This window comes from Bradyrhizobium sp. LMTR 3 (genome assembly GCF_001693485.1).
GTDB lineage: Bacteria > Pseudomonadota > Alphaproteobacteria > Rhizobiales > Xanthobacteraceae > Bradyrhizobium.
Window position 1 is genome coordinate 144,178 of the sequence record NZ_MAXC01000002.1, and the last position, 13,888, is coordinate 158,065.

14 protein-coding genes are annotated in these 13,888 nt (G+C 62.5%); 9 read left to right on the forward strand and 5 right to left on the reverse strand.

The genetic code is table 11. The features are described 5' to 3' along the window. Positions 1 to 168: 168 nt before the first annotated feature. Positions 169 to 567, reverse strand: a complete 399-nt coding sequence (locus LMTR3_RS37275; protein WP_065743470.1) for a DUF3551 domain-containing protein — start codon at positions 565 to 567, stop codon at positions 169 to 171. 126 nt (positions 568 to 693) lie between these two features. On the opposite strand from LMTR3_RS37275, the gene LMTR3_RS02280 reads away from it, so the two are divergent. From LMTR3_RS02280 to LMTR3_RS39740, 3 genes are all read left to right on the forward strand, one after another. Beyond that, positions 694 to 1,620, forward strand: a complete 927-nt coding sequence (locus tag LMTR3_RS02280) for an isocitrate lyase/PEP mutase family protein (protein ID WP_245319705.1) — start codon at positions 694 to 696, stop codon at positions 1,618 to 1,620. Positions 1,621 to 1,782: 162 nt separating this feature from the next. After that, positions 1,783 to 2,013: a hypothetical protein gene (locus LMTR3_RS02285; RefSeq protein ID WP_065743471.1), complete on the forward strand. Its 231-nt coding sequence runs from the start codon at positions 1,783 to 1,785 to the stop codon at positions 2,011 to 2,013. A gap of 56 nt (positions 2,014 to 2,069) precedes the next feature. Further along, positions 2,070 to 2,522, forward strand: coding sequence for a GFA family protein (locus tag LMTR3_RS39740; RefSeq protein ID WP_084029374.1), 453 nt, complete (start codon positions 2,070 to 2,072; stop codon positions 2,520 to 2,522). Positions 2,523 to 2,788: 266 nt separating this feature from the next. Here the strand turns inward: LMTR3_RS39740 and LMTR3_RS02290 are convergent, their stop codons facing one another. From LMTR3_RS02290 to LMTR3_RS02300, 3 genes are all read right to left on the reverse strand, one after another. Further along, positions 2,789 to 3,370: an amino acid synthesis family protein gene (locus LMTR3_RS02290; protein ID WP_065743472.1), complete on the reverse strand. Its 582-nt coding sequence runs from the start codon at positions 3,368 to 3,370 to the stop codon at positions 2,789 to 2,791. Then, on the reverse strand, positions 3,367 to 4,233 hold the full coding sequence (locus LMTR3_RS02295) for a fumarylacetoacetate hydrolase family protein (RefSeq protein WP_065743473.1): 867 nt from the start codon (positions 4,231 to 4,233) through the stop codon (positions 3,367 to 3,369). Before LMTR3_RS02295 ends, LMTR3_RS02290 begins: the two co-directional genes overlap by 4 nt. Before the next feature lie 148 nt (positions 4,234 to 4,381). Further along, on the reverse strand, positions 4,382 to 5,083 hold the full coding sequence (locus LMTR3_RS02300) for a GntR family transcriptional regulator (protein WP_065743474.1): 702 nt from the start codon (positions 5,081 to 5,083) through the stop codon (positions 4,382 to 4,384). 111 nt (positions 5,084 to 5,194) lie between these two features. Here LMTR3_RS02300 and LMTR3_RS02305 point away from each other — a divergent pair, with 111 nt between their 5' ends. The 5 genes from LMTR3_RS02305 to LMTR3_RS02325 all read left to right on the forward strand — a co-directional run bounded on the left by LMTR3_RS02305 (position 5,195) and on the right by LMTR3_RS02325 (position 10,596). After that, complete coding sequence (locus LMTR3_RS02305; RefSeq protein WP_065743475.1) at positions 5,195 to 6,190, forward strand: zinc-dependent alcohol dehydrogenase family protein; 996 nt, start codon at positions 5,195 to 5,197, stop codon at positions 6,188 to 6,190. A gap of 52 nt (positions 6,191 to 6,242) precedes the next feature. Further along, the gene (locus tag LMTR3_RS02310; RefSeq protein WP_176721806.1) at positions 6,243 to 7,151 is read left to right on the forward strand and encodes a VOC family protein; all 909 of its coding nucleotides are present in this window, start codon (positions 6,243 to 6,245) and stop codon (positions 7,149 to 7,151) included. A gap of 64 nt (positions 7,152 to 7,215) precedes the next feature. Continuing rightward, positions 7,216 to 8,226: a Bug family tripartite tricarboxylate transporter substrate binding protein gene (locus tag LMTR3_RS02315; RefSeq protein WP_084029376.1), complete on the forward strand. Its 1,011-nt coding sequence runs from the start codon at positions 7,216 to 7,218 to the stop codon at positions 8,224 to 8,226. A gap of 244 nt (positions 8,227 to 8,470) precedes the next feature. Further along, positions 8,471 to 9,406 carry a DMT family transporter gene (locus LMTR3_RS02320; RefSeq protein WP_065743477.1) on the forward strand — a complete coding sequence of 312 codons (936 nt, stop codon included), beginning with the start codon at positions 8,471 to 8,473 and terminating at the stop codon, positions 9,404 to 9,406. 263 nt (positions 9,407 to 9,669) lie between these two features. Continuing rightward, positions 9,670 to 10,596: a Bug family tripartite tricarboxylate transporter substrate binding protein gene (locus tag LMTR3_RS02325; RefSeq protein WP_502686596.1), complete on the forward strand. Its 927-nt coding sequence runs from the start codon at positions 9,670 to 9,672 to the stop codon at positions 10,594 to 10,596. Positions 10,597 to 10,844: 248 nt separating this feature from the next. Here the strand turns inward: LMTR3_RS02325 and LMTR3_RS02330 are convergent, their stop codons facing one another. Further along, positions 10,845 to 12,530: a methyl-accepting chemotaxis protein gene (locus tag LMTR3_RS02330; protein WP_065743630.1), complete on the reverse strand. Its 1,686-nt coding sequence runs from the start codon at positions 12,528 to 12,530 to the stop codon at positions 10,845 to 10,847. A gap of 254 nt (positions 12,531 to 12,784) precedes the next feature. Here LMTR3_RS02330 and LMTR3_RS02335 point away from each other — a divergent pair, with 254 nt between their 5' ends. Continuing rightward, positions 12,785 to 13,828 carry a C-terminal binding protein gene (locus LMTR3_RS02335; protein WP_065743479.1) on the forward strand — a complete coding sequence of 348 codons (1,044 nt, stop codon included), beginning with the start codon at positions 12,785 to 12,787 and terminating at the stop codon, positions 13,826 to 13,828. Positions 13,829 to 13,888 lie beyond the last annotated feature (60 nt).

The window sequence follows — 13,888 nt, forward strand, 5'->3', positions numbered from 1 at the left end:
CCAACAGCAGACCAGCGCGATTGTTCGTCGGTCTCGGCCTCAGTCTGGTCGCGCCATTGTGAATGCTGTACGGTTTTCGGCTGACGGTCCAGGGCCGGGGGGCCTGGCTTCAGCGTGGAGATTGCTTGCCCGGACGGCACGATTGAAAGCGAACACTTCGCCTCCGGTTCACCGCAGGGAGCGATCGTGGCCGGCGTCCCAGGGGTGTTCGTGCTCGTCATCACGAATGGTCTTGCCGTAGCATTCGGCCGCGAGTCCCGATGCAGTAGCCTGACATTGCGCATAGCTTGTAAAACTGCAGTCGGTGCCACCATAGTCATAAGACAAGCAATAATGGCCCGACGGTACAATCGGCCCGGCCTGCGCTGTGGAAGCCGTCATCGGGAAGAAGGCAAGTGCGGAGAAAGCGATTGTCGAGGCAATCGCAACTTTCTGAATTGTTCTCATGGTCGTAGTCCATCTTAGGCCCTGTCCAACCCTGAGATGGGCCCGATGCTGATGAAACCGATTATAAAAAAATTCATTCTGCTTGCTGGTCTCGTCGGTGCAGATGCGTTGGCGTGCCATCAGGCATACGTGATCGGCCGAACCCGCGAATGAATTTGTATTTAATTGGGATGAGGCTCTCTCACGCCTACATTTTGGAGAGCGCCGAATTGGCTCCAGCACGAAGCCCGACCGGACAAAGGGACGGTGAAGCATCAATTTGCTCACGATTTGCCGTGCAGCGGGCTCAAAATCAGTCAGGAGATGACGATGATTTCCCGCACCCTGAAAACCTTGATCGAGGAAAAGCCGTTTGTGACCTGTCCCGGGGTCTTCGACTTGGTCTCCGCCAAGCTCGCCGATCGCACCAGGGCCGACGCGCTTTACATGACAGGCTATGGAGCCGTGGCGTCCTATCTCGGACTGCCCGATGCCGGCCTGGCGACTTACTCACAGATGCTCGATCGCGTGCAGGCTATAGCCCAAACCGTGCACAAGCCGCTGATCGCCGATGGCGATACCGGTTACGGCGGCCTGCTGAACGTTCATCATACGGTTCGCGGCTACGAGAAGGCGGGGGCCGCAGCGATCCAGCTTGAAGATCAGCAAAGCCCCAAGAAATGCGGTCACACGCCGAACCGGCACGTGATCCCCGTCAAGGAAATGATCAACAAGCTGATGGTTGCAAACGACGCACGCTCGTCAAGAGACTTTCTGATCATCGCGCGCACCGATGCCCGCACGCCGCTCGGGCTCGACGAAGCGATCCGTCGTGGCGAAGCGTATGCCAAAGCCGGCGCCGATGTTATTTTCATCGAGAGTCCGGAATCGGAAGCAGAGATGCGAAAGATCGGATCAGCCCTGGACGTGCCGCTGGTCTCAAACCAGGTTCACGGGGGCCGAACCCCCATCCTCAGCCAGGATAAACTTAGGGAAATCGGTTACCGGATGGCGATTTATCCGACGGCAGGCCTGCTCGCCGCCGCTTATGCGCTGAACAATGTCTACGGTTCGCTGGTTGACGACAAGCCGGTGCGGGCGCCGCTCTATGACTTCAACGAGTTCAGCTCGTTAATTGGCTTTCAGGAGGTGTGGGATTTCGAGAAGAAGTACGCCTCACTGGAAGCGGGTTGAGCAGCGACGTGTCCGATCGCTCTGAAAATCCAGCGGAAGTCTATGATAGCACGACGATCACGCTGCACTGGGTGATTGCAATTCTCGTTACAATCCAGTTTCTGATCGGCAGGACGACCAAATTTTCTGCCACGTGGCTCGCTTCGGGTCGACATCTGGTCCGTGCATGTCGTGTTCGGATTTGCGTTCGCCAGCGCGGTGGTCTTGGAGATGCTGTGGCGCGCCACACGCAGCCGTAGATTGGCTCCGCTTGACCGCGGCCTCATTCACTTGACCGCGGTGGCGACGCACCGGCTGCTCGATCTGCTGCTGCTGATCATGGTTGCACTGGGCATCACCGACGTGTTTTGCGCATGGTTTTCCCGCTGTTCAACCAGTAGACGACATCGTTGACACACGATGGTCAATCGCCACAATCGAACAGTCCTCTACAGGAACAAGGTGCGGCAATGGATGCCACTTCAGTGTCTGGCAAATGTTTGTGCGGCTCGATTGTTTTCCAATATACCGGGGCACCGAACTGGACATTGCATTGCCATTGCGAGAGTTGTCGACGAGCAACCTCTTCCCCAATGACGACATGGATTTCAGTCCCACGCAGCGCGTTCGCGTTCACGAAGGGCGCCCCCCGCTATTTCCATTCTTCGCCAGGCGTTCGGCGTGGTTTCTGTGAGAATTGTGGGTCACCCCTCACATATGAGAATGAACGGATAGAGGGAGAGATTCACATATATGCGGTGTCGCTGCTCGATGCGAATTATGCGTCGCCGAGCTGCCATGTCTTCGTTAATGAACAGCTACCTTGGTTCGAGGCGCTCGATGACTTGCCAAGGTTTGCAACGACCAGTCGCGACGGCGCCTCGCCTATCCGCATCGGTCCCAAGAAGAAGAAAGTGGATTGATCTTTCGTGCCGAGGGCCAGTTAGGGTCGAGTCTCGGTTGGATAAATGAGAGGTTCATATACGTGGCGCTGTCCAGTATTGCCTTTCGTAGTACCCAGAAAGATCAACGCACCCCGGAGGTGCTCGTTCCATCTCGCGATCCGGTCGATGTCTCTTGTGAGTCATTCGCGTCGATTTTGGCAACCCGCAACATGTCCGGTTGGTGGACAATCTCGGTCCGGCTTTTGTCGATTCAAGGCATCGGCTTGGGAATGAAAATGCGATGCCTATCGCTGCCCGTCGTGCACTGAAATCTGATCCACCGAGAGCCCGCCGATGCGCGCGTGGGTGCGGCCGCCGGTCGCCATGACGAGCCCGAACACGATCTCGTCGCGCCGCGGCGCGTCCCAGATCGTCATCTCGGCGGTGCCGAAATGGCTGCGGACGTAAGCCGCCTCGATGTGGCCGAGCGGGACCATCAGCCGCGAGCCAATCGCGCCGACGGTCTTGGCGGCGGGCACGATCGCCTTGGCCTGCGAAATCACTTCGCGGATCGCAGCGCCACCCGCCTCATGCCAGACCGCGCCGTGCTCGAGCTCGCCGTCGCCGCCGACGATCGCACCCTTGCCATAGGCTTCGACAATGTCCTTGCCGCCCAACCGCTCGCACAATGTCCGCGCCAGTTGCCGGCCGAGATCGCGCAAGCCGGCCTGAAACGGCATCAGGTCCGGCTCATAGCGGCCGGCATGGGGATTGTTGATCACGGCAAGCGCGGTGCCGATCAATAGCGGCCGTGTCCGGCGCGGCCCGCGCTCGTGCCAGACTTCCTCGATCGAGACCTGCGTCTTCCTGATATCGTACGCCGTCACTGCGCGGCCTCATCGATCACGGGGTTACGCAGCACGCCGATCTTCTCCACCTCGACCTCGACGACGTCGCCCGGCACCAGGAACATCGGCGGCTTGCGCGTAAAACCGACACCGGCCGGGGTACCAGTGGCGATGACGTCGCCCGGCATCAGATCGAAGATCTCGGAGGCGTAGTTGATCAGCCGCGGAATCGAGAAGATCAGGAACGAGGTGTCGGACTTCTGTACCGTTTTGCCGTTGATGCGGGTCTCCAGCTTCAGCTTGGTCGGATCGGGCAATTCGTCCGTCGTCACCATCCACGGCCCGAACGGCCCGGTTCCGACGAAATTCTTGCCGGCCGCGATCTGTTGCGCATGCATCTGATAGTCGCGGACGCTCACGTCGTTATAGATCGAATAGCCGGCGACATGGGCCATGGCGTCGGCCTCCGAGATATAGCGGCCGGGCTTGCCGATAATGACGGCGAGCTCGCCCTCCCAATCGAGATGCGTCGATACTTTCGGCCGGATCACCGGCGCGTCGTGCCCGACCTGGGAACGCCACACCCGCAGGAAAATCGGCGGAAACGCCGTGATCTCACGCTTCATGCCGTGGGCCACCGCCTCCTGGTGGTGGTCGAGATAGTTGCGCACGGCGCAGACGATCTTTTCGGGTCGCGGGATCACCGGAAGGTATTTGACGTCCGACAGCTTCAGGTCCGGCGCGTGGCCGGCCACGATGCTGTCGCGCTTTGCGAAATCGGGGCTGGCGATGAAGTCCTGCAGCGTGGCGTGGGACAGCTTGCTGCCGAGGTCGACCACGCCGTCGCCGAGAACCACCCCCCAGGTTTCCTTGCCGTTGTTCAGGAATGAAAGCAGCCGCATGCGACCGTGTCCTCTCGTTGGTAGTGCTGAATTTCGCTCAGCCGCACTATTTTCGAAAATCTCGTCGAACGCAACCCAAATTCGCCGCTTGAGCGGCTTCGACCGCGCACTTTTTGCGGAAAGGACCGCCGGCGCAGCCCGCCGGCAACTAGCCGGCGCTGATCACGCCAGCGGCGTATTTGGCGACGTTGTCGGACGTCGTCTGGATGTGGCTGCGGATCAGATCGCACGCCTGATCGGCTTTCCGGCCGATCGCGGCCTGCATCAGGGCGCGATGTTCGCCAACTTTGTCGCGCGGGTGCGGCCTGAACATGGCCGATAGATTGCGGTAGCGCTCGGCGCGGTCGAACAGCGAGTTTCGCATGGCAAGCAGCGTCGGCGATCCCGACGCCGAGACCAGCGCCTCGTGGAATTGGCGGTGCGCCGCCTTCCATTCGGTATTGCTCGCATAATCTTCCGGGGCCCGCTCCTCGATCCTGGCGAGCCGGTGAAGTGACGAGATAACCCTTATTTCCCAGTCGTCGTCGCCCTTCTCGATCGAGCGTCGCATCAGATCGACCTCGATCAGGATGCGGGCATGCGTCAGGTCGTGCAGGTCCTCGAGCGTGACCGGCGCGACCTTGTAGCCACGCTGCTCCTCGGCGACGACGAGCCCCTCCGCTACCAGCAACGTCAAGGCTTCGCGCAGCGTCGTGAAGCTGGCGCCGAACGACAGGCGCAGCGCATCGAACTTCAGCGATTCATTCGGCTTGAGCTGGCAGGTGACGATCTCGTTTCGCAGCCGGTGCGCGATGTCGGAGGCGAGCGTCTTGCCGAATTCCTTGCGCGCCTTGAGGGCTGTCGTTGTCATTGATTCTCTCGCGACCCGTGGCCCGCGATCCTAGCCAAAAAGAATCCCGTTGCAATGATTTTCGCAATGGGACATATTTTCGAAAATAGTTAGAATTGGGGAGCCGCTCGGATGAAGGCTGTACTGGTGCATCGCCCTGGAGGCCCGGAGGCGCTCGACTATGTCGAGGTGCCGATGCCGGCGCTGGGTGAGCGGGAGGTTCTGATCCGCGCCCAGGCCTTCGGCGTCGGCCAGCCCGACAAGCTGATCCGCAGCGGCGTCTACAAATGGATGCCGCCGCTGCCGGCCAATCCCGGCAATGATGTCGCCGGAATCCTGGAAGCCGTGGGTGCGCAGGTGAGTGGGCTTGTCGTCGGCCAGCGGGTGCTGTTGAGCGCGCGCGACCTCGCCCAGCGCGGCGGCTGCTACGCCGAATATGTCGCAGCGCCTGCGGACGCGGTGCACGTGCTGCCGGACAACGTCGCGTTCGAGGACGCGGTGTGCCTGCCGAACTACCAGGTCGCCTGGGCACTGCTGCACAATTGCGGCTCCGCTACGCCGCCCCGCTCGGCCCTCGTCATCGGCGCGGCCGGCGGGGTCGGGACGTCCCTGGTGCAACTCGCAAAACTGGCCGGGATGAAGGTGATCGGCACCGTCTCCACGCCGGAGAAGGCCGCCTTCGCGCGAAAGATGGGCGCGGACGAGATCATCTATTATCGCGACGAGGACGTGGTCGCCCGCATCCGCGCCCTTACGGGCGGACGCGGCGTCAGTCTCGTCCTCGATCACGTCTGCGGCCCCGAATTCTATTCCTATCTCGGTGCGCTCGATAAATGGGGCACCATCGTCTCCTACAACGCGTTTGCCGGACTGCCGACGGAAAACCTGATGGGCGAGATGCGGAAGCATCTCGACATCTGCCCGGCGATCCGCTGCTTCTCCTTTCACATCTACGATAACGACCGCGAAGGCCGGCGCGACATCATGCGGAAGGTGATCGGCCATCTCGCAGAGGGCGCCATTCGCCCGTCGATCTTCAGGCGCTTCAAGCTCTCCGAAGTTCGTGCCGCGCATGAACTGCTCGATTCCGGTGCGGCGTTCGGCAAGATCGTGATGACCCCGGACTGAGCTGGATGCCCGCACAGCCCAAACATTCTGCCTGAATTCAAGAGGTCACGAGATGATCAAGGTCAAGCGGCTGCGACACGTCACTTTCACCAGTCCAAACATCGGGGCGCAGCTCGACTACTACCAGTCCATCATCGGGCTCGGCATCATCCAGCGCAGCGACGGCCGGATCCTGCTCGGCACCGAGTCCGAGGAGCTGACGCTGGTTCTCGAACGCGGCGCGGCCTCGCAACTGGCTTCCATCGCCTATGAAGTTGCGCCCAACCTCGATCCGGCCGACCTGCAGAAATCGCTGGCAAGCCTCGGCGTCAAATCGGAAGTCAGGAGCGACACGGCGCCGGGAATAGCGAAGGCACTCGTCTTCGACGATCCCGACGGACACCGGATCGAATTGTTTTCCAGATGGGAGTTCTGCAAGGCAGTCGAACCGATTCGCGGTCTTGCCGTCGCCAAGCTCGGCCACGTCGCGCTCTATACGCCCGATCCTGAACGAACAGCCAAATTCTTCGGCGACGCTCTCGGCTTCCGCGTCTCCGACCGCATCGAGGAAAATTTCGTCTTCATGCGCTGCGGCCCGGAACATCACGCGATGAATTTTGCCCGCGGCACCGACGGCCGTCTGCATCATCTCGCCTTCGAGCTGCGCGACGCCTCGCACATGCACCAGGCCTGTGACCTGCTCGGCCGCAACAAGTTTCAGATTCTCTGGGGACCGGTGCGGCATGGACCCGGCCACAACGTGGCGGTCTACCACTACAACCCAGATGGTTACCTGATCGAGCTCTATTACAGCATGGATCTGATGCTCGACGAAGAGCTCGGCTATTTCGAGCCGCGTCCCTGGCACCACGATCGTCCGCAGCGACCGAAGACCTGGATCGGGTTGCCGCGCGACGTCTGGGGCGTCGGGCCAGCCAAGGAGGCAAGCGAATTTTCTCCGGCGATGCGCGGCGTGAAGTGATCACGCCGCGTCACCCATAGCCGGAGCTGACGTTCAAAAAAACACAAAACACGAGGGGAAACAGATGGCTCGATCGTTGAACGTCCTGCGCGGACGGTTGCTTGCCCTGCGCTGCTGCATCGCTGCCGCAGCGCTTAGCCTCACCTGCCTGGCGCCTTCCATCGCCGCTGCGCAGACGTATCCCAGCCGGCCGATCCGGCTGCTGCACGGCTTTGCGGCGGGTGGCGCCGCCGACACCATGGCGCGCATCGTCTCGGACGGGCTTTCCAAGCGCCTGGGACAGCCGGTGGTGGTGGAAGCCAAGCCGGGCGCCGGCGGCAATCTCGCGGCGGACGCCGTCGCCAAATCCGCGCCGGACGGCTACACGATCGGCCTCGTCACGGGAGCGCACGCGATCTCGGGCGCACTCTACAAGCAGCTCGCCTATAGCCCGATCGACAGTTTCGATATGTTGTCGACGATGGTCTACTACGCGCTGGTGATCGCGGTTCGCGCCGACCATCAGGCGAAGACACTCGCGGACCTGATTGCGATGGCGAAAGCCAAGCCCGATGCCCTGAGCTACGGCTCCGTCGGTTTCGGCAGCACGCATCATCTCGCGGGCGAGCTGTTGAACGTCACCGCCGGCACCAAAATGGTGCACGTCCCCTATCGCGGTGACTCACTAACCGTCACCTCTCTGCTCGCCGGAGACGTTCCCGTGATCGTCGGGACCACCGTGCTGCTCGCAGGCCAGATCGAAAGCGGCGCCATTCGCGGCCTCGCCGTCACCTCGCCCGCGCGCACCAAATTGCTTCCGAATGTGCCTTCCGTACAGGAAGCCGGCGTTGCGGGCTTTGACGTTCGCACCTGGGCCGGGCTGGTGGCTCCAAAGGGCACGCCCCCCGATATCGTGAAGCGGCTGAACACGGAGATCCAGTCGATGCTGGCCGACCCCGCAACGAAGACGGCGCTGGAGACGGCAACCGGCGGCGAGGTCCGCGGCAGCACGCCGGAGCAAATGCGCGCGCTGATCACGTCGGAGATCGACAAATGGTCGAAGGTGATCAACGACGCAGGCATTCCGCGCATTTGAGGGGTACGCCGGTTGGTGGAAAGCTCTGAGGCACCGCGCTCTCAGCGACAAGACTGTCGTCACCCGCGACGGCGGGTGATCCAGTATTCCAGATACGTTCACGGTCAATCGAGAAGCCGCCGCGTACTGGATACCCCGCTTTCGCGGGGTATGACAGCGGGAGTGCTGATGGGCAAAACATTGTAGCATTGCGCGGGCGGGACTTGTCGCGTGGCGGAATTTTCGCCCTACTCGCCTTGCGACCATGACCAAGCCCGCACCAGCGCCGCCTGCCTTCCATCCGGTCCGGTGGCTGACCAACCAGCCTTACCTGCTGCTGAGCCTGACCTCGCTGTTCTGGGCCGGCAACATCGTGCTGGCGCGCCACGTCGCCGGGCACGTACCGCCGTTGACGCTGTCCTGCGTCCGCTGGATCGGCACCTTTCTGATCCTGCTGCCGTTCGCCTGGCCGCATTTGAAGCGGGATTGGCCGGTGCTGCGCGCGCATCTGCCGATGATGCTGTTCCTGTCGCTGGTCGGATTTGCCTACAACAATGCGATCTCCTACTGGGCGCTGCAATATACCGAGGCGCTGAACGCGCTATTGATCCAGTCGGCGGGGCCGCTGTTTGTCGCGCTGTGGTCGCTGGCGCTGTTCGGCGTCCGCCTGACCGGTGCGCAGCTTGCCGGCATCACCATCTCGCTTGCCGGCGTCCTGACCATCATCCTGCGCGGCGATTTCAGCGCGCTCGCCAACATCAGCTTCAACCGCGGCGACCTGATGTTTGCGAGCTCCCTGGTGTCGTTCGGATTATATTCGGCGCTGATCCCGCGCCGCCCGGTGACGCACGCGCTATCGCTGATTTCATTCACCACCTGCTGCGGCGCGCTGATGCTGGTGCCGTTTTCGATCTGGGAATTTTCGACCGGCGCGACGCTGAAATTCGACATGATCTCCATGGCGACGCTGGGCTATGCCGTGATCTTTCCCTCGACGCTGGCGTACCTGTTCTTCAACCGTGGGCTAGCGCTGATCGGGCCCAATCGTGCCGCGCCGTTCTTTCATCTGGTGCCGGTGTTCGGCTCGGCGATGGCGATCCTCTTGCTCGGCGAGCAGTTGCGGTTATTCCACCTCGTGGGCTATGCGCTGGTGCTGGCGGGCGTGGTCATCGCTTCAAGGCGGGCTTCGGCAAAGGCATGAACTCTCGTGTCCCGCACGCGGTGCTGCTGCTGCGCAGAGCCGGGACCCAGCGATGGTGGGCCCCGGTTCAGCAGCGCATCATTTCATGCTGCGCTGCGCCCGGGGCACGTATACCGCCCGCGGGGGAGCGCCTTACCGGGCTTCCACTTTCGATCCCGGCAGGCTAGCTTGCCGGCCATTTCAACAGAAGAACAAACCGAGGAAACAACTATATGTTCGCGTTATTGAAGCGGTATCGGCCTGTCGCCGCAGCGGCTCCCCTGATGCTGGCGATGATCGCCACGGCTGCCGCGCAGGCCCCCTACCCGAACCGCAACATCACGCTGGTGCTGCCCTTCGCGGCCGGCAGCGGCACCGATACCACCACGCGCATCATTTCGAAGGAGCTCGGCACCGCGCTCGGCACCGGCATGGTGATCGAGAACAAGGCGGGCGCCAACGGCTCGATCGCGGCAAGCTATGCCGCGCGCTCGGCGCCCGACGGCTACACGCTGTTCGTGACCACCAACACGTCGCATTCGGCCAATCCGTATCTTTTGAAGAACATGACCTACGATCCGATCAAGGATTTCACGCCGATCGCGCGCACCGGCGACTTGCCCTTCATGCTGGTGATCCATCCGGACATTCCGGCCAACTCCGTGGCCGAGCTGATCGCGCTCGCCAAAAAGGAGCCGGGCAAATACACCTATGCCAGCGGCAGCTCGGCTTCCATCGTCGCCGGCGCGACCTTCGCCCGCCTCGCCGGCATCGACTTGCTGCACGTTCCCTACAAGAGCTCGCCGCCGGCGCTGACCGACCTGATCGCCGGCCGCGTCTCCATGATGTTCATCGACGTGCCGACCGGCCTGCCGCACGTCAACGCCAAGGCGCTGAAGTCGCTGGCGGTGACGACCAAGAAGCGCTCGGCGCTGCTGCCCAATCTTCCGACCATGGACGATACGGTGAAGGGCTTTGATATCACCTCGTGGCAGGGCTATTTCGGCCCGGCCAACCTGCCGAAGGATATCGTGACCAGGCTGAACGCGGAGATCCGCAAGGTGGTCGAGCGGCCCGACATCAAGAGCCAGCTCGCCGAGCGCGGTATGGAGGCGTTCTCCGGAACGCCGGAAGAGTTCGATGCCTTCGTGAAGGAGCAGCTCGTGGTGTGGGAGAAGCTGATCACGGCCGCGGGAATCGAGAAGCAGTAGCTGCCGCGCTGCCTAGCTGCGTAGGGTGGGCAAAGCGAAACGTGCCCACCATTCACGTAATGACTCGTTGATAGATGGTGGGCACGGCGCGATGCGCCTTTGCCCACCCTACAGCGCTCGTGTCCCGGACGCGGTGTAGCGTCACTTGACGCTGCACCGCAGAGCCGGGACCTACGCGGGATGGACCCCGGAACAGCAGCGCATCACTTCGTGCTGCGCAGCATCCGGGGAACGCGATCACATCAAGCTCAGGCCACCCGCACCTTGCCCAAGAACTCGTCTACTGCGCTGCGCAGCATGCCGGATTGGGTGTCGAGTTCACGGGCGCTCGCCAGCACTTCGGATGCTGCCTTGCCGGTTGCGGCCGCAGCGGTAGAGACGCCGCCGATATGGGCGGAGATCTCGTTCGATCCGGCCGCGACCGACTGGATGTTGCGGGCGATTTCGCGGGTGGCGCCGCCCTGTTGCTCCACCGCGCTCGAGATCGAGACCGTGATCTCGCTCATCTGCGCGATCGTCTCGGTAATGCCGCCGATCGAGGCCACGGCCTCGCTGGTGGAGGCTTGCATGGCGGCGACCTGCGAGGAGATTTCCTCGGTCGCCTTCGCAGTCTGGTTGGCGAGCGCCTTCACTTCCGACGCCACCACCGCAAAGCCGCGGCCGGAATCGCCGGCGCGTGCCGCTTCGATGGTGGCGTTCAGCGCGAGCAGGTTGGTTTGGGCCGCGATCGAGTGGATCAGCTTGACCACTTCGCCGATCTTCTCGGCGCCGGTCGAGAGCGCGCCGACGGTGGCGTTGGTGCGCTCGGCGTCGCTGACCGCCTTGGCGGCGATCTCGCTGGAGCGCGTCACCTGACGGGAAATCTCGGTAACCGAACTGGAGAGCTCTTCAGCGGCGGATGCCACCGTGCCGACATTGTCGGACGAGCGCTGCGACGCCGCGCCGACGGTTGCCGCGCGCGCGCTGGCGTCGCTGGCGGTCGTGGTCATGGATTGCGCCGTGCTCTGCATGCCGGCGGCCGCCGTCGAAACCGAACGGACGATACCGGTCACGCTGCGTTCGAAGTCGCTGGCGATGCTTTCCATCGCCGCCCGCCGCTCGGCCTCGGCGCGCGTCTGCACCTCGGCTTCCTTCTGCTCAAGCCCGCGGATGCGAACCGCGTTGTCCTTGAAGATCTGCACAGTCGCGGCCATCGCACCGATCTCGTCGCCGCGGCCGATGCCGGGAATTTCACCGTCGAGCCGGCCCTCGGCGAGGTCCTGCATGCGGGCGCCGAGCTGACCGAGCGGCTTCGAAATGCTGCGGCCGATCATCCAGGCGATGCTGCCCGCAACCAGCGCGATGCCGAGAATGGCAAACCCGAGCACTGCCGCGATCGGCTTCATCTTGGCGTCGAGGTCGTCGAGATAGGCGCCGGTGCCGACGAACATGTTCCAGCCCGGAATCGGAACCGCGTAGGAGAACTTGCGGATCAGTTCGTCCTGTCCGGGTTTCCGGAATTCATAGCGCAGCATGATTTCGCCGTTCGCCGCGATGCCGTCGCGCAGCTCACGCACCAGCTTTCGGCCACCGGTGTCGATATCCATACGGTTCTGGCCGATCTGGCTGGGAACCGGCGCCAGCACGGCGACGCCATCCATCGTGTAGGCGAACACGTAGCCGTTGCCGTTGTCGAAGGTCAGCGTATTGCCGCGCTTGCTGAACTCGGCAATCGCGGCCTCCTTGGTCATCTGGCCGGCGGCAACCTGTTTCTGCAGGCCGAGCGCCATGTTGCGCGCCATGTCGACAATCGCCTTGGTCTGCTCGATCCGCGCATTGAGCATCTCACGCTGCATCAAATAGCCCGCGAGCATACCGGCGACGCAGAGGCCGAGCAGGGTCACGCCCACCAGAATGCCGAGCTTGGGGGTGATCTTGAGATTGGTCAGCTTCACGGGGATCTCCGGAAATAGGCGCGTGGCACGCGATTGGCCGATTGATTCGGCGCACAATATCGTGAGACCCTTTAGCGCTTTGTTACGAAGGCCAGCGGAAATCCGGCAGAAAACCGTGCTGCCGATCAAGCAGCAACCGGCGATTGTAGCAGAAGCAAGTCAAGTCGCGTAAAAGGTGAAATGTACGTCAACGATGAAAGTGGCGGCGCCCGCCGCCTCAAACCAACACCGAAAAATAAAATCGGGAGCAGGAAATGCCGAAATTCAGGGTGGTGACGCCGAAGGGCGCGAGCTTCACGGTCGCCGGCGGCGGCTATGACTACGAAAAGGAAGCGCTCGATCCGATCGGGGCCGAAATCATCGAGGCGCCGGCCAACGAGGCGGAATTCATCGCCGCTGCAAAAACCGCAGACGCGATCTACGCCAAGGGCATGCCGATTACCAAAGCCGTCATCGACGCGCTCGAAAATTGCAAGGTGATCACGCTCGGCAGCGTCGGCGTCGACAGTGTCGACGTCAAGGCCGCCACCGCCCGCGGCATTCCCGTCACCAACATTCCCGACACCTTCATCGAGGAGGTCGCCGACCACGCCATGATGCTGCTGCTGGCGGGCTTTCGGCGGCTGGTCGAGCAGGACAAGATGGCGCGCACCGGCCGCTGGTCCGAGGGCCGGCCTGCGCTGTTGAAGATCCCCCGGCTGATGGGCCAGACGCTCGGCTTCATCTCGTTCGGCCGGGTGGCACGCGCCGTCGCCAAGCGCGCCGCGCCCTTCGGCCTGCGCATGATGGCCTATGACCCGTTCATCCAGGAAACGCTGATGTACGACCACGGCGTGATCCCGGCGACGCTGTCCGAAGTGCTGTCGCAGTCGGACTTCGTCTCAATGCATGCGCCGGCCCGGCCGGAGGTGCACCACATGCTGACCGAGAAGCATTTCCGCCAGATGAAAAATTCCGCCATCTTCATCAATACCGGCCGCGGCGCCACGGTGGACGAGGAAGCGCTGATCAAGGCGCTGCAGGAGGGCTGGATTGCGCACGCCGCCCTCGACGTGCTGGAAAAGGAGCCGCCGTCGCACAACAATCCGATACTTTCGATGGAAAACGTCACCCTGACCGCCCATGTGGCGTCGGCATCGGCACGTTTTGACGAGGCGCGCAAGCGCCGCGTGGGCTACGAATTGTCACTGGTCCTGTCCGGCATGTGGCCGGTAAGCTGTGTCAATCCGTCGGTGCTGCAAAACACCTCGCTCCGCCGCTGGCAACCCGTCAGCATGGATCGAGGGCCCAACAGCTAACACGGCGAAAAATGTTTCGAACGACAGGGTTCACCGGCGATTCAACGCCGGGAACCGATA

Excerpts from the sequence above, each read along its gene's own strand:
- LMTR3_RS37275 (WP_065743470.1), bottom strand. The coding sequence starts at position 567 with ATGGCACGCCAACGCATCTGCACCGACGAGACCAGCAAGCAGAATGAA.
- LMTR3_RS39740 (WP_084029374.1), top strand. The coding sequence starts at position 2,070 with ATGGATGCCACTTCAGTGTCTGGCAAATGTTTGTGCGGCTCGATTGTT.
- LMTR3_RS02295 (WP_065743473.1), bottom strand. The coding sequence starts at position 4,233 with ATGCGGCTGCTTTCATTCCTGAACAACGGCAAGGAAACCTGGGGGGTG.
- LMTR3_RS02300 (WP_065743474.1), bottom strand. The coding sequence starts at position 5,083 with ATGACAACGACAGCCCTCAAGGCGCGCAAGGAATTCGGCAAGACGCTC.
- LMTR3_RS02305 (WP_065743475.1), top strand. The coding sequence starts at position 5,195 with ATGAAGGCTGTACTGGTGCATCGCCCTGGAGGCCCGGAGGCGCTCGAC.
- LMTR3_RS02310 (WP_176721806.1), top strand. The coding sequence starts at position 6,243 with ATGATCAAGGTCAAGCGGCTGCGACACGTCACTTTCACCAGTCCAAAC.
- LMTR3_RS02315 (WP_084029376.1), top strand. The coding sequence starts at position 7,216 with ATGGCTCGATCGTTGAACGTCCTGCGCGGACGGTTGCTTGCCCTGCGC.
- LMTR3_RS02320 (WP_065743477.1), top strand. The coding sequence starts at position 8,471 with ATGACCAAGCCCGCACCAGCGCCGCCTGCCTTCCATCCGGTCCGGTGG.
- LMTR3_RS02325 (WP_502686596.1), top strand. The coding sequence starts at position 9,670 with ATGCTGGCGATGATCGCCACGGCTGCCGCGCAGGCCCCCTACCCGAAC.
- LMTR3_RS02335 (WP_065743479.1), top strand. The coding sequence starts at position 12,785 with ATGCCGAAATTCAGGGTGGTGACGCCGAAGGGCGCGAGCTTCACGGTC.